This window comes from Enterobacter sp. 22499 (assembly GCF_052044815.1).
Lineage (GTDB): Bacteria > Pseudomonadota > Gammaproteobacteria > Enterobacterales > Enterobacteriaceae > Enterobacter > Enterobacter bugandensis.
In genome coordinates this window covers 1,136,468-1,150,917 of sequence record NZ_JBQENR010000001.1, presented here as the reverse complement: position 1 = coordinate 1,150,917, position 14,450 = coordinate 1,136,468, and the positions used below count along the sequence as shown (strand labels likewise).

Below are 14,450 nucleotides of genomic sequence, written 5' to 3'. Positions count from 1 at the left end.
AAGCTCTAACTTTTGTTGCATTACTGGGATGTAAAGTGAATACAACGCTGTTTCGATGGCCGGTTCGTGTCTATTACGAAGATACCGATGCCGGTGGTGTGGTTTACCACGCCAGCTACGTTGCTTTTTATGAACGGGCACGCACAGAGATGCTGCGCCATCATCACTTTAGTCAACAGGTGCTGTTGGCTGAGCGAGTTGCCTTCGTGGTACGCAAGATGACGCTTGAGTATTTTGCGCCTGCCAGACTCGACGATATGCTCGAAGTCCAAACTGAAATTACATCAATGCGCGGGACCTCACTGGTTTTCACGCAGCGGATAGTCAACGCAGAGAACACCGTACTGAACTCAGCTGAAGTACTGATTGTTTGTGTTGATCCAACCATAATGAAGCCTCGTGCGCTTCCTAAGTCTATTGTCGCGGAGTTTAAGCAGTGACTGACATGAATATCCTTGATTTGTTCCTGAAGGCAAGCCTTCTGGTTAAACTTATCATGTTGATTTTGATTGGTTTTTCAATCGCATCCTGGGCCATCATTATCCAGAGAACGCGTATCCTCAATGCAGCTGGCCGTGAAGCGGAAGCATTTGAAGATAAGTTCTGGTCGGGTATTGAACTTTCTCGCCTGTATCAGGAGAGCCAGGGACGCCGTGAAAACCTGACCGGCTCCGAACAAATTTTCTATAGCGGATTCAAAGAGTTCGCTCGTCTGCATCGGGCAAACAATCATGCGCCGGAAGCCGTCGTGGAAGGGGCATCGCGTGCGATGCGTATCTCCATGAACCGCGAGCTGGAAAATCTTGAAACGCACATTCCTTTCCTCGGCACCGTGGGTTCTATCAGCCCGTATATCGGTCTGTTTGGTACCGTGTGGGGGATCATGCACGCCTTTATCGCGCTGGGCGCGGTGAAGCAGGCGACGTTGCAGATGGTTGCACCGGGTATCGCTGAAGCACTGATTGCGACCGCTATCGGTCTGTTTGCGGCAATTCCGGCGGTAATGGCTTACAACCGTCTGAACCAGCGCGTGAACAAACTGGAACTGAACTACGACAACTTTATGGAAGAGTTCACCGCGATTCTGCACCGTCAGGCGTTTACCAGCACCGAGAGCAACAAGGGGTAAACCATGGCCAGATCGCGTGGACGAGGTCGTCGCGAGCTCAAGTCCGAAATCAATATCGTGCCACTGCTGGACGTTCTGCTGGTACTGCTGCTGATCTTCATGGCAACAGCTCCCATCATTACCCAGAGTGTGGAAGTCGATCTGCCGGATGCGACAGAATCACAGGCGGTGAGCACCAATGACGATCCTCCGGTCATCATTGAAGTTTCCGGCGTAGGGCAGTACAGCGTGGTGGTAGAGAAAGATCGTATGGATCAGCTGCCACCTGAGCAGGTTATTGCCGAAGCGCAGCGTCGCCTGGAGTCAAATCCGAAAACGGTCTTCTTAATCGGTGGCGCGAAAGACGTACCCTACGATGAAATTATTAAAGCGCTGAACTTGCTACATAGTGCGGGTGTTAAGTCTGTTGGCTTAATGACTCAACCTATTTGATCATCCGCGTAGTTTTTGGGAACCGATAGTGTCAAAGGCAACCGAACAGAACGACAAGCTTAAGCGAGCGATAATCGTCTCCGCAGTGCTGCACGTTATTCTTTTTGCAGCGCTGATCTGGAGTTCGTTCGACGAGCATATTGATGCATCAGCAGGCGGCGGTGGAGGGTCTTCCATTGACGCCGTAATGGTGGATCCCGGTGCGGTAGTGCAAAACTATAATCGCGAACAACAGCAGAAGGCGAGTGCCAAACGGGCTGAAGAGCAGCGTGAAAAACAGGCGCAACAGCAGGCGGAAGAGCTGCGTGAAAAGCAAGCCGCCGAGCAGGAGCGTTTGAAGCAGCTTGAGAAAGAACGTTTGCAGGCGCAGGAAGCCGCGAAAGCGCAGGCGGAACAGCAGAAGCAAGCCGAAGAGGCCGCGAAGAAAGCTCAGGAACAGCAAAAGCAGGCGGAAGAGGCGGCAGCAAAAGCCGCAGCGGATGCCAAAGCGCAGGCTGATGCCCAGGCAAAATTAGCAGCAGAAGCGGCGAAGAAAGCGGCTGCCGATGCCCAGAAGAAAGCTGAGGCCGAAGCCGCGAAGAAAGCCGCTGCGGATGCCCAGAAGAAAGCCGAAGCGGAAGCCGCGAAGAAAGCCGCTGCTGACGCACAGAAGAAAGCTGAAGCCGAAGCCGCGAAGAAAGCCGCTCAGGACGCAGAGAAGAAAGCGGCTGCCGAGGCTGCGAAGAAAGCCGCTGCGGCTGAGAAGGCTGCTGCAGAAAAAGCTGCCGCCGCTGAAAAAGCCGCTGCTGATAAAAAAGCTGCAGCTGAGAAGGCCGCTGCCGATAAGAAAGCCGCTGCTGAAAAAGCGGCTGCTAAAAAGGCTGCTGCAGCTGAGAAGGCCGCTGCCGATAAGAAAGCCGCTGCTGAAAAAGCGGCTGCTAAAAAGGCTGCTGCCGCTGAGAAAGCCGCGGCCGCCGCAGGGGTTGACGATCTGCTGGGGGATTTAAGCTCCGGTAAGAATGCACCGAAAACGGGCGGTGGCGCGAAAGGAAACAACGCAGCGCCGACCGGAAGTGGTAACACTAAGAGTAACGGTGCGACAGGGGCTGAAATCAACGGCTATGCCGCGCAGATTAAATCGGCGATTGAAAGCCGGTTCTACGATGCGTCTTCCTATGCCGGTAAAACGTGTACGCTGCGTATAAAACTGGCTCCGGACGGCATGCTGCTTGATATTAAGTCTGAAGGTGGCGACCCGGCTTTATGTACTGCGGCTCTGGCTGCAGCGCGTCAGGCGAAGATGCCTAAACCGCCTTCTCAGGCAGTCTACGAAGTCTTCAAAAATGCGCCGCTGGACTTCAAACCTTAAGTTACATTTTCCCCGTGCAAACGGGGAAAAATAGACCAGGTTTAGTCACAGGGTTCGGGTAGTTTTGTCTATTTGAGTTTGTTAACATTCTGCTAAATTATCGTGGGTAAGGTTACCCGGATAAGGGAGATATGATGAAGCAGGCATTACGTGTAGCATTTAGTTTTTTAATGCTGTGGGCAGCAGTCCTGCACGCAGAAGTACGTATCGAGATCACCCAGGGGGTGGACTCGGCACGCCCAATCGGTGTTGTTCCGTTCCAGTGGGCCGGTCCTGGCGCTGCACCTGAAGATGCCGGTGGCATCGTGGCGGCTGACCTGCGTAACAACGGTAAATTCAACCCGTTAGATCGTTCTCGTCTGCCGCAGCAGCCGGGCAGTGCGCAGGAAGTCCAGCCTGCTGCATGGTCTGCGCTGGGTATCGATGCCGTGGTGGTGGGGCAGGTTACGCCTAACCCGGACGGTTCTTACAACGTGGCCTGGCAGCTGGTGGATACCGGCGGTGCACCGGGTACCGTTCTGGCACAGAACTCTTACAAGGTCACTAAACAGTACCTGCGCTACGCGGCACACGCGGCCAGCGACGCGGTATTCGAAAAGCTGACCGGTATTAAAGGTGCGTTCCGTACCCGTATCGCATATGTGGTACAGACCAACGGCGGTCAGTTCCCGTACGAGCTGCGCGTCTCTGACTATGACGGTTACAACCAGTTCCTGGTGAAACGCTCTTCACAGCCGCTAATGTCTCCAGCCTGGTCTCCGGACGGGTCTAAGCTGGCCTACGTGACCTTCGAAAGTGGTCGTTCTGCGCTGGTTATCCAGACGCTGGCTAACGGTGCGGTGCGTCAGGTAGCGTCGTTCCCACGTCACAACGGTGCGCCTTCCTTCTCTCCAGATGGGTCTAAACTGGCGTTTGCGCTTTCTAAAACCGGTAGCCTGAATCTGTACGTGATGGACATCGGCTCTGGCCAGATCCGTCAGGTGACCGACGGTCGCAGCAACAATACTGAACCATCATGGTTCCCGGACAGCCAAAACCTGGCATTTACCTCTGACCAGGCTGGCCGTCCACAAATCTATAAAGTGAACATTAACGGCGGTGCTCCGCAGCGTATCACCTGGGAAGGCTCTCAGAACCAGAACGCAGACGTGAGCAGTGACGGTAAATTCATGGTAATGGTCAGCTCCAACGGTGGGCAGCAGCACATTGCCAAACAAGATCTGGTAGCGGGTGGCGTTCAAGTTCTGTCGTCAACGTTCCTGGATGAAACGCCAAGTCTGGCACCTAACGGCACTATGGTAATCTACAGCTCTTCTCAGGGGATGGGATCTGTGCTGAATCTGGTTTCTACAGATGGGCGTTTCAAAGCGCGTATTCCGGCCACTGATGGACAGGTAAAATCACCTGCCTGGTCGCCGTATCTGTAAATAATAATTAATTGATTACTAAAGGAATCATAGAAATGCAACTGAACAAAGTGCTGAAGGGGCTGATGATCGCTCTGCCTGTAATGGCAATCGCAGCGTGTTCTTCTAACAAGAACGCCAGCAATGACCAGAGCGGCGAAGGCATGATGGGTGCCGGTACCGGTATGGACGCGAACGGCAATGGCAACATGTCTTCTGAAGAGCAAGCGCGTCTTCAGATGCAGCAGCTGCAGCAGAACAACATCGTTTACTTCGATCTGGATAAATACGACATCCGTTCTGACTTCGCTGCGATGCTGGATGCTCACGCTAACTTCCTGCGTAGCAACCCATCTTACAAAGTCACCGTAGAAGGTCACGCGGACGAACGTGGTACTCCAGAGTACAACATCTCCCTGGGTGAACGTCGTGCTAACGCCGTTAAGATGTACCTGCAGGGTAAAGGCGTTTCTGCTGACCAGATCTCCATCGTTTCTTACGGTAAAGAAAAACCTGCAGTACTGGGTCACGACGAAGCGGCTTACTCCAAAAACCGTCGTGCCGTACTGGTTTACTAAGAGAATTGCATGAGCAGTAACTTCAGACATCATCTGTTGAGTCTGTCGTTACTGGTTGGAATAGCGGCCCCCTGGGCCGCTTTTGCTCAGGCACCAATCAGTAGTGTCGGCTCAGGCTCGGTAGAAGACCGGGTCACTCAGCTCGAGCGTATTTCTAACGCTCACAGTCAGCTTTTAACCCAACTCCAGCAGCAACTTTCCGATAACCAAAACGATATTGACTCTCTCCGTGGTCAGATTCAGGAAAGTCAGTATCAGCTTAACCAGGTTGTGGAACGTCAGAAGCAAATTTTATTGCAGATAGATAGCCTCAGCAGCGGCGGTGCAGCAGCACAACCCGCAGCGGGCGATCAAAGCGGCGCGGCAACCTCAGCGCCTGCGCCGTCTGCTGATGCTTCAGCCTCAACAGGAGCGCCTGTACAGAGCGGTGACGCGAATACGGATTACAATGCGGCCATTGCCCTGGTGCAGGATAAATCTCGTCAGGATGACGCGCTCGCTGCGTTTCAGAACTTTATCAAGAAATACCCTGACTCAACCTATCAGCCAAATGCGAATTACTGGCTCGGTCAGTTGAATTACAACAAGGGTAAAAAGGACGATGCGGCGTTTTATTTTGCCTCCGTGGTAAAAAATTACCCGAAATCGCCGAAAGCGCCAGATGCGATGTTTAAGGTTGGCGTGATCATGCAGGACAAAGGCGACACGGCGAAAGCCAAAGCGGTGTATCAGCAGGTGGTCGCAAAATTCCCCGGCACCGAAGGTGCTAAGCAGGCGCAAAAACGCCTGAATTCGATGGGATGATTATCGCATGACCAGAAATCGCGTTATTTCTGGTCGTGCAGCATGATTACTAAGCAGTTAAGTGATCTTCATCGAAATTTTTGTTGCGCAGAATTCTTAAATCAGTAATATATGCCGCCGTTGCCACGGGATATCAAACAACGTGAAAGCAGCATAAAAGTGGGTCGTTAGCTCAGTTGGTAGAGCAGTTGACTTTTAATCAATTGGTCGCAGGTTCGAATCCTGCACGACCCACCACTTAACGCAGTTCCGGCAGTACAGAGTGGGTGATTAGCTCAGTTGGTAGAGCATCTCCTTTACACGGAGGGGGTCGGCGGTTCGAGCCCGTCATCACCCACCACTCGGGTCGTTAGCTCAGTTGGTAGAGCAGTTGACTTTTAATCAATTGGTCGCAGGTTCGAATCCTGCACGACCCACCAATTTTATTGGTGCCGAGTGATAATTCAGGCAACACCCGAATGGGTCGTTAGCTCAGTTGGTAGAGCAGTTGACTTTTAATCAATTGGTCGCAGGTTCGAATCCTGCACGACCCACCAGCCTGAATAAATTAGCAGTACATCCCGCAAGGGGTCGTTAGCTCAGTTGGTAGAGCAGTTGACTTTTAATCAATTGGTCGCAGGTTCGAATCCTGCACGACCCACCAATGTAAAAAAGCGCCCTAAAGGCGCTTTTTTGCTATCTGCGATCTGGATGATTCGAACCTGCAGCAGGTTCGAGCCGAACGTAGTGAGGCACCGGAGCCGTTTACGGCGACGGCCCGAAGGGCGAGCGAAGCGAGTCATCCTGCACGACCCACCAGTGTAGAAAGGCGCCCTAAAGGCGCCTTTTTGCTATCTGCCGTACAACAAATGCTCCTCACATCTATTCCCGGTGACTTTTCACTCCAGATTCGCTATCTTGTTTAGTATATAAAACACAATTGCCCTGCGTTTTGCTTTGTCAGGCAAAAGAAAGGCAATATTGTTAAGCCAGTAAAACGAGAAGCCATAATGAGCGTGATGTTCGATCCTGAAGCCGCAATCTATCCGTTTCCGCCAAAGCCTGTGCCATTAAGCCAGGATGAAAAACAATTCTACCGCGAGAAGATCAAACGGCTTCTCAAAGAGCGCGATGCGGTGATGGTTGCCCATTACTACACCGATCCGGAAATCCAGCAGCTGGCGGAAGAGACCGGGGGCTGTATTTCTGATTCACTGGAGATGGCCCGCTTCGGTGCAAAACATCCCGCTTCCACGCTGCTGGTTGCAGGCGTGCGCTTTATGGGCGAAACGGCAAAGATCCTCAGCCCGGAAAAAACCATTCTGATGCCGACGCTCAATGCGGAGTGTTCGCTCGATCTCGGCTGCCCGATTGACGAATTCAACGCCTTCTGCGACGCCCATCCTGACCGGACCGTGGTTGTTTACGCCAACACCTCTGCGGCGGTAAAAGCGCGCGCAGACTGGGTGGTCACGTCGAGCATCGCCGTTGAGCTGATTGAGCATCTGGACAGCCTGGGTGAGAAAATTATCTGGGCCCCGGACCGCCATCTTGGCAATTACGTTCAGAAGCAGACCGGCGCTGACGTTCTCTGCTGGCAGGGAGCCTGCATTGTGCACGACGAATTCAAGACCCAGGCGCTGTCCCGTATGAAGGCGCTTTATCCTGACGCGGCCATTCTTGTGCACCCTGAATCACCGCAGTCAATTGTTGATATGGCCGATGCGGTTGGCTCAACCAGCCAGCTTATCAACGCAGCCAGGACGCTGCCGAACAAGCAGCTCATCGTCGCGACCGATCGCGGTATCTTCTATAAGATGCAGCAGGCCGTACCGGAGAAAGAGCTGCTGGAAGCCCCAACGGCAGGTGAGGGCGCGACGTGCCGCAGCTGCGCGCATTGCCCGTGGATGGCGATGAACGGCCTGAAGGCCATTGCCGAAGGGCTCGAGACAGGCGGTGCAGCGCATGAAATTCATGTGGACGCCGCTCTGCGTGAAGGTGCGTTAATTCCGCTTAACCGCATGCTGGATTTTGCGGCTACACTACGTACTTAATTCAAAAACGCCCTGGGGAAAAGATGGATTTTTTTAGCACGCAAAACATTCTGGTTCATATACCGATTGGTGCAGGTGGCTATGACCTGTCATGGATTGAAGCCGTAGGCACGCTGGCGGGGTTGCTGTGTATCTGGCTGGCAAGCCTGGAGAAGATCAGCAACTACGCGTTCGGGCTGATTAACGTCACGCTGTTTGCGATTATCTTCTTCCAGATCCAGCTGTACGCCAGCCTGCTTTTACAGCTGTTTTTCTTCGCTGCCAATATTTACGGCTGGTACGCCTGGTCCCGGCAGAACAGCCAGCAGCAGGCTGAGCTGCAGATCCGCTGGCTGCCCTTACCGAAAGCCATCGCCTGGTTTGTCGCCTGCGTCGTCGCCATTGGTTTGATGACCGTCTACATCAACCCGGTGTTTGCGTTCCTGACCCGCGTTGCCGTTTCGGTCATGTCCGCGATTGGCCTCAACGTGACGATGCCGGAGCTTCAGCCGGATGCCTTCCCGTTCTGGGATTCCTGCATGATGGTGCTGTCGATCGCGGCGATGGTGCTGATGACCCGTAAATATGTTGAGAACTGGCTGCTGTGGGTCATCATCAACGTCATCAGCGTGGTGATTTTTGCCCTTCAGGGCGTCTATGCCATGTCGCTGGAGTATCTGCTGCTGACCTTCATTGCCCTGAACGGCAGCCGGATGTGGATCAAGAGCGCGCGTGAGCGTGGCTCACACGCGCTTTCAAGCTAGTGGTGATGATGTGAATGGTCGGACTGCGCCTCGTTAAGGTGGCAGTCCGGCCCGCTACAGGGCTGATACTCCATCTGGATGGTGGCGTGACCTATCTCATAGTGATGTTCAAGAAAGTGCTGGATGCGTTCAAGCAGCGCGTCGTGGTCATGGGGCGGGATGACCTGGACGTGCAGCGTCATGACCGGCTTCTCGCCTACCAGCCAGACGTGCACGTGATGAACGTTACGCACTTCCGGGACAGTACGGCGCAGGTTTCGTTTCAGCTCGTCAATGTCCATTGATGCCGGCGCCCCTTCCAGCAGTTCATTGACGCTCTCCTTCAGCAGCCGCCAGGCGCTGCGCAAGACCAGACACGATACCAGCACGGAGAGAATGGGGTCGACAGGCGTCCAGCCGGTATAGAGGATCACCAGCGCGGCGACAATCGCCCCGACTGAGCCGAGCAAATCCCCCAGCACATGCAGAGCCGCAGCGCGAACGTTGAGGTTCTTTTCCCCGCTGCCGCGATGCAAAATCCAGAACGCCAGAATATTTGCCAGCAACCCCGCCACGGCAATCACCATCATTGTCGTCCCGGCGATGGGCTGCGGGTGCCTGAAACGCTGTACGGCCTCCCAGACGATAAGAACAGTAATAACCACCAGCGCGATGGCGTTAACAAACGCGGCAAGGGTGGTCAGCCTCAGCCAGCCGAAGGTATGACGCGCGTTGGGCGGGCGGCGAGCAAACTGCACCGCCAGCAGGGCGAAAAGCAGCGCTGCGGCATCGGTCAGCATATGTCCGGCATCAGCCAGCAGCGCCAGCGAGCCGGAAACCAGGCCGCCAATGACCTCGATAACCATAAACGTGGCCGTAACGCCAAAGGCCAGCATAAGTCGTTTTGCATTGTCGTTGCCGGGAGAAGATGGGTGTGAGTGGGTGTGCGCCATGTCTGCTTTCCTGATTCGTTATTATTTTAGTGTAGCGTTTTTAACAGGTTACTCCAAAAAGAAAGGAGAGCCAGGGCTCTCCTTTCACATTTGAAGCATCAAGAATTACTGGGTTGTGCCATCAGTTTTGGTATTGGCGTCGTTACCCACTTTGTCGTTCGGATCGGGACATTTGCCGTCCTTGCACATCGAGTTCTTATGAACCTCATCCGAGCTCATGTTGTCATGATTCATGGTATCGGAAGCACTACCGTTCGGATGCAGCATGGTACCACCGGTGTTGGTATTGCCGGTATTGATCTGGCTGTTATCGACATTATTCGGGGCGATATTCTGTTTCGCATCAGGCGCAACCTGGCCTGCCGCTGCTGCCGCATTGGCATCACCGTTGCTGTCTGAAGCACCCGTTTCTGCGGCCAGGACGCTGCCGCTGGCAAGGGTGAGTGTGGCAGTCAGGAAGAGGGTAGTCAGTTTTGTCATTTTCATGATGGTGCTCCTGTTCTTGTCGTTACGCTGGATAACATTCTCCAACAGTGCATCTTTTTAGAGGCGAAAGATTCCGCCTTACGGACTTACGTCAGTAGGGAATCGCGTTTAAGCGTTTAAAAATGGTTGTTACAGTTAAAAAGCTTAGGTTAGATCTCATTTTTCGCTATTTTGTGGCGATTTTTAGGCGAATTCCAGGAATTATCTGCGTGAAGTGTAAAACCGTGTTTACACTTCCTGGTCGACAAGATAGATTGAAAGCATTGCTTTCATTACTAAAGATATGGCAGAGCTGGAAAGAAGATGAATTATCAGAACGACGATTTACGCATTAAAGAGATCAATGAGTTATTACCTCCTGTAGCACTCCTTGAGAAATTCCCCGCCACTGAAAATGCCGCAAATACGGTTTCTCATGCTCGTAAAGCGATCCACAAGATCCTGAAAGGTAATGACGATCGTCTTCTGGTGGTGATTGGCCCGTGCTCCATTCACGATCCTGCCGCTGCGAAAGAGTATGCGGCTCGTCTGCTCACCTTGCGTGAAGAGTTAAAGGATGAGCTGGAAATCGTCATGCGCGTCTATTTTGAAAAACCGCGCACGACCGTGGGCTGGAAAGGGCTGATTAACGATCCGCACATGGATAACAGCTTCCAGATCAACGACGGCCTGCGCATTGCGCGCAAGCTGCTGCTGGAGATCAACGACAGCGGCCTGCCTGCTGCCGGCGAGTTCCTGGATATGATTACACCACAATACCTGGCAGACCTGATGAGCTGGGGCGCCATTGGTGCCCGTACTACTGAATCTCAGGTTCACCGCGAGCTGGCTTCCGGTCTCTCATGTCCGGTGGGCTTCAAAAACGGTACTGATGGCACCATCAAAGTGGCTATTGATGCCATCAACGCCGCGGGTGCGCCGCACTGCTTCCTGTCCGTGACCAAATGGGGTCACTCCGCCATCGTCAACACCAGCGGTAACGGTGATTGCCACATCATTCTGCGTGGCGGTAAAGAGCCAAACTACAGTGCAAAACACGTGGCAGAGGTGAAGGCCGGGCTGGAAAAAGCCGGGCTGCCACAGCAGGTGATGATCGACTTCAGCCACGCCAACTCCAGCAAGCAGTTCAAAAAGCAGATGGAAGTGGGGGCAGACGTCTGTCAGCAGATCGCCAACGGTGAGAAGGCGGTAATTGGGGTGATGATCGAAAGCCATCTGGTTGAAGGTAACCAGAACCTGGAAGGCAGCGAGCCGCTGGTGTATGGCAAAAGCGTCACCGATGCCTGCATTGGCTGGGACGATACCGATGCCATCCTGCGTCAGCTGGCGAATGCGGTAAAAGCGCGCCGCGGCTGAGTCCTCACGCACAAATAAAAAAGCGCGGAAGGCTCCGCGCTTTTTTTACGTCCGGCGAAAATTACTTCGCTTTACCCTGGTTCGCGACAGCCGCTGCTTTCGCTGCGATCTCGTCCGCGTTACCCAGGTAGTAATGTTTGATTGGCTTGAAGTTTTCGTCGAACTCATATACCAGCGGTACGCCAGTTGGGATGTTCAGTTCGAGGATCTCGTCTTCGCCCATGTTATCCAGATATTTCACCAGCGCGCGCAGGGAGTTACCGTGAGCAGCGATGATCACGCGCTCACCGCTTTTCAGGCGTGGCAGAATGGTTTCGTTCCAGTAAGGCACAACGCGGTCGATGGTCAGCGCCAGGCTCTCGGTGGTTGGCAGCTCAGCATCGGTCAGTTTCGCGTAGCGCGGGTCGTGGCCCGGATAGCGCTCGTCATCTTTGGTCAGCTCTGGTGGGGTGACCGCGAAGCCGCGACGCCACTGTTTAACCTGCTCGTCACCGTATTTCTCAGCGGTTTCCGCTTTGTTCAGACCCTGCAGCGCACCGTAGTGACGCTCGTTCAGTTTCCAGGATTTCTCAACCGGCAGCCAGGCCTGATCCAGTTCGTCCAGCACGTTCCACAGGGTGTGGATGGCACGTTTCAGCACAGAGGTGTAAGCAAAATCAAAGCTGAAGCCTTCTTCCTTCAGCAGTTTACCTGCTGCTTTTGCTTCGCTTACGCCTTTCTCGGACAGATCAACGTCGTACCAACCGGTAAAGCGGTTTTCGTTGTTCCACTGGCTTTCGCCGTGACGCACCAGGACCAGCTTAGTAATAGCCATCTCTTACTCCTCAAGCATTTTTAGAATGATAACAATTCTCATTATATTGCTGTGGCCGTGCCAGCAGCAACGCTTAACCCTAACCATAGCGAAAATAGTCTCTGAGTGTAAGATGCTTGTGAATCCAGGGTTAGGATTTTGTCAGCGATCGGCGCTATTTTCAGCAAGACGCGCAGAAAAAAGCCCTCCGATGGGAGGGCTGGAAATCATTTCGTAATAAAATGGTATTCCGTCACGCTAATGTACTCTTCACCGGGGCGCAGCACGCAGTCCGGCTGCGGCCATTCAGGATGATTGGGGCTGTCCGGCAGGAACTCGCTCTCAAGCGCAAGTCCTTGCCAGTCGCTGTACTCATTGTGTTCGCGCGCCGTCGTGCCGCCGAGGTAGTTGCCCGAGTAGAATTGCAGGGCTGGGGCGGTGGTATACACCGTCATCTGCAGTTTCTCATCGCTGGACCAGACCTGTGCGGCAGGCTGCTTCACATCACCTTTGGCGTGCAGCAGGAACGCGTGATCGTAGCCTTTCACCTTGCGCTGATCGTCATCGCTCAGGAAATCCTGGGCGATAACTTTCGCGCTGCGGAAGTCAAAGCTGGTCCCGCTCACCTCTTTCAGGCCCTGATACGGAATGCCCATCTCGTCAACCGGCAGATACGCGTCCGCCAGGATCTGCAGCTTGTGGTTACGCACGTCGCACTGGTTGCCGTCGAGATTGAAGTAGGCATGGTTAGTCAGGTTAACCGGACACGGCTTGTCGACCGTCGCACGGTATTCAATAGCGATACGGTTGTCGTCCGTCAGCGTAAAGCGCGCGGACGCGGTAAAGTTCCCCGGGAAGCCCTGATCGCCATCAAGCGAATCCAGCGAGAACAGCACTTCGCCGTCGTTTTGACGAACAATTTTCCAGCGGCGTTTATCAAACCCGTCCGGACCGCCGTGAAGCTGGTTCTCGCCCTGGCTTGGCAGCAGGGAGTACTGCACGCCGTCGAGCTCAAAACGGCTTTTCGCGATGCGGTTGGCATAGCGCCCGACGGACGCGCCCAGATAGGCAGACTGATTAACGTACTGCTCGGGTGAGGCGCAGCCCAGCAGGGTTTCGCGCACGCTGCCGTCCGGCATCGGTACGCGGGCAGAAAGCAGGGTCGCACCCCAGTCCATCAGCGTAACCACCATCCCCGCGCTGTTGCGCAGGGTTAACAGGCGATACGGCAGACCATCCGGTGCGAGGGTAGGTGTTTCGTTTAGCACTGTCCGGCTCCTTGTGATGCTTTACATACATAGAACGTTTCTTTGATGCCCGTTTGCGCTTCGTACTGCTTCGCCACGGCGTCCTGGACGGCAGGGACCAGCTCTTCCGGCACCAGCGCGACGATGCAGCCGCCAAAGCCGCCGCCCGTCATGCGCACGCCGCCTTTATCGCCAATAACCGCTTTGACGATGTCCACCAGGGTGTCGATCTGCGGCACGGTGATTTCAAAATCATCGCGCATGGAGGCGTGAGATTCCGCCATCAGCTCACCCATGCGCTTCAGGTCACCTTTCGCCAGCGCGGAGGCGGCTTCAACGGTACGGGCATTTTCGGTCAGCACGTGGCGAACGCGTCTGGCGACGACAGGATCCAGCTCGTGCGCCACTTTGTTAAATTCATCGAGCGTCACGTCGCGCAGGGCAGGCTGCTGGAAGAAGCGCGCGCCGGTTTCGCACTGTTCGCGGCGGGTGTTGTACTCGCTGCCCACCAGCGTGCGTTTAAAGTTACTGTTGATAATCACGACGGCCGCGCCTTTTGGCAGGGGAACGGCTTTGGTACCAAGCGAGCGGCAGTCGATCAGTAAAGCATGCTCTTTTTTGCCCAGCGCGGAGATCAGCTGGTCCATAATGCCGCAGTTGCAGCCCACGAACTGGTTTTCCGCTTCCTGACCGTTCAGGGCAATTTGCGCCCCGTCCAGCGGCAGATGATACAGCTGCTGGAAGACGGTTCCCACGGCCACTTCGAGCGAGGCCGACGAGCTCAAGCCCGCACCCTGCGGCACGTTGCCGCTGATGACTAAATCGGCGCCGCCGAAGTTCTTATTGCGCTTCTGCAGATGCTTCACCACGCCGCGCACGTAGTTAGACCACTGCTGGCTGTCGTACGTCACAATCGGGGCATCAAGGGAAAACTCGTCCGTCTCATTACCGTAATCCGCCGCAATGACGCGGACTTTACGGTCGTCGCGCTTCGCACAGCTGATAACCGTCTGGTAATCAATTGCGCACGGCAGCACGAAGCCGTCGTTGTAGTCGGTGTGCTCGCCGATCAGGTTGACGCGACCAGGCGCCTGAATTACGTGGGTGGCAGGGTAGCCAAATTTCTCAGCAAACAGGGATTGTGTTTTATCTTTCAGACTCAT

The 14,450-nt window shown here is 54.3% G+C and carries 15 protein-coding genes, 5 tRNA genes and 1 other RNA gene; 16 read left to right on the top strand and 5 right to left on the bottom strand.

Annotated features, from left to right (window positions below):
- Nucleotides 1-35: 35 nt before the first annotated feature.
- From ybgC to pnuC, 15 genes are all read left to right on the top strand, one after another.
- On the top strand, nt 36-440 hold the full coding sequence (gene ybgC, locus ACTJI7_RS05670) for a tol-pal system-associated acyl-CoA thioesterase (RefSeq protein ID WP_003858593.1): 405 nt from the start codon (nt 36-38) through the stop codon (nt 438-440).
- Nucleotides 437-1,129 (top strand): Tol-Pal system protein TolQ, encoded by a 693-nt coding sequence (gene tolQ, locus ACTJI7_RS05665; RefSeq protein ID WP_008501101.1) that lies wholly within the window; start codon nt 437-439, stop codon nt 1,127-1,129. The genes ybgC and tolQ overlap by 4 nt, the downstream gene beginning before the upstream one ends.
- Before the next feature lie 3 nt (nt 1,130-1,132).
- Nucleotides 1,133-1,561 (top strand): colicin uptake protein TolR, encoded by a 429-nt coding sequence (gene tolR, locus ACTJI7_RS05660; RefSeq protein ID WP_003858589.1) that lies wholly within the window; start codon nt 1,133-1,135, stop codon nt 1,559-1,561.
- 28 nt (nt 1,562-1,589) lie between these two features.
- A complete protein-coding gene (gene tolA / locus ACTJI7_RS05655; RefSeq protein ID WP_440669840.1) occupies nt 1,590-2,909 on the top strand; it encodes a cell envelope integrity protein TolA in 1,320 nt (439 codons plus the stop codon).
- A 134-nt stretch (nt 2,910-3,043) separates the two neighbouring features.
- On the top strand, nt 3,044-4,336 hold the full coding sequence (tolB, locus tag ACTJI7_RS05650) for a Tol-Pal system beta propeller repeat protein TolB (RefSeq protein WP_440670044.1): 1,293 nt from the start codon (nt 3,044-3,046) through the stop codon (nt 4,334-4,336).
- Nucleotides 4,337-4,371: 35 nt separating this feature from the next.
- Nucleotides 4,372-4,893, top strand: coding sequence for a peptidoglycan-associated lipoprotein Pal (gene pal, locus ACTJI7_RS05645; RefSeq protein ID WP_003858578.1), 522 nt, complete (start codon nt 4,372-4,374; stop codon nt 4,891-4,893).
- Nucleotides 4,894-4,902: 9 nt separating this feature from the next.
- Complete coding sequence (gene cpoB / locus ACTJI7_RS05640) at nt 4,903-5,697, top strand: cell division protein CpoB (protein WP_028012389.1); 795 nt, start codon at nt 4,903-4,905, stop codon at nt 5,695-5,697.
- Nucleotides 5,698-5,858: 161 nt separating this feature from the next.
- Nucleotides 5,859-5,934 (top strand) — tRNA-Lys (locus ACTJI7_RS05635).
- Between the two features lie 27 nt (nt 5,935-5,961).
- Nucleotides 5,962-6,037, top strand: a tRNA-Val gene (locus ACTJI7_RS05630).
- Between the two features lie 3 nt (nt 6,038-6,040).
- Nucleotides 6,041-6,116: transfer RNA gene (locus ACTJI7_RS05625), tRNA-Lys, on the top strand.
- Nucleotides 6,117-6,157: 41 nt separating this feature from the next.
- A tRNA-Lys gene (locus ACTJI7_RS05620) sits at nt 6,158-6,233 on the top strand.
- 31 nt (nt 6,234-6,264) lie between these two features.
- Nucleotides 6,265-6,340, top strand: a tRNA-Lys gene (locus ACTJI7_RS05615).
- 26 nt (nt 6,341-6,366) lie between these two features.
- Nucleotides 6,367-6,495, top strand: a non-coding RNA gene (locus ACTJI7_RS05610) — RtT sRNA.
- A 191-nt stretch (nt 6,496-6,686) separates the two neighbouring features.
- Nucleotides 6,687-7,730 (top strand): quinolinate synthase NadA, encoded by a 1,044-nt coding sequence (gene nadA / locus ACTJI7_RS05605; protein ID WP_192971394.1) that lies wholly within the window; start codon nt 6,687-6,689, stop codon nt 7,728-7,730.
- 23 nt (nt 7,731-7,753) lie between these two features.
- Nucleotides 7,754-8,473 carry a nicotinamide riboside transporter PnuC gene (pnuC, locus tag ACTJI7_RS05600; protein ID WP_150143087.1) on the top strand — a complete coding sequence of 240 codons (720 nt, stop codon included), beginning with the start codon at nt 7,754-7,756 and terminating at the stop codon, nt 8,471-8,473.
- On the opposite strand, the gene zitB is transcribed toward pnuC, so the two are convergent.
- A complete protein-coding gene (gene zitB / locus ACTJI7_RS05595; protein ID WP_438906988.1) occupies nt 8,470-9,405 on the bottom strand; it encodes a CDF family zinc transporter ZitB in 936 nt (311 codons plus the stop codon). The two genes, pnuC and zitB, sit on opposite strands and share 4 nt — an antisense overlap.
- A gap of 105 nt (nt 9,406-9,510) precedes the next feature.
- Complete coding sequence (locus ACTJI7_RS05590) at nt 9,511-9,891, bottom strand: protein YbgS (RefSeq protein ID WP_045259933.1); 381 nt, start codon at nt 9,889-9,891, stop codon at nt 9,511-9,513.
- Between the two features lie 303 nt (nt 9,892-10,194).
- Here ACTJI7_RS05590 and aroG point away from each other — a divergent pair, with 303 nt between their 5' ends.
- Nucleotides 10,195-11,247: a 3-deoxy-7-phosphoheptulonate synthase AroG gene (aroG, locus tag ACTJI7_RS05585; RefSeq protein WP_193030855.1), complete on the top strand. Its 1,053-nt coding sequence runs from the start codon at nt 10,195-10,197 to the stop codon at nt 11,245-11,247.
- Nucleotides 11,248-11,308: 61 nt separating this feature from the next.
- On the opposite strand, the gene gpmA is transcribed toward aroG, so the two are convergent.
- From gpmA to galK, 3 genes are all read right to left on the bottom strand, one after another.
- A complete protein-coding gene (gpmA, locus tag ACTJI7_RS05580) occupies nt 11,309-12,061 on the bottom strand; it encodes a 2,3-diphosphoglycerate-dependent phosphoglycerate mutase (RefSeq protein ID WP_008501111.1) in 753 nt (250 codons plus the stop codon).
- A gap of 206 nt (nt 12,062-12,267) precedes the next feature.
- Nucleotides 12,268-13,308 carry a galactose-1-epimerase gene (gene galM / locus ACTJI7_RS05575; RefSeq protein ID WP_248199417.1) on the bottom strand — a complete coding sequence of 347 codons (1,041 nt, stop codon included), beginning with the start codon at nt 13,306-13,308 and terminating at the stop codon, nt 12,268-12,270.
- A complete protein-coding gene (gene galK, locus ACTJI7_RS05570) occupies nt 13,302-14,450 on the bottom strand; it encodes a galactokinase (protein ID WP_049137001.1) in 1,149 nt (382 codons plus the stop codon). Before galK ends, galM begins: the two co-directional genes overlap by 7 nt.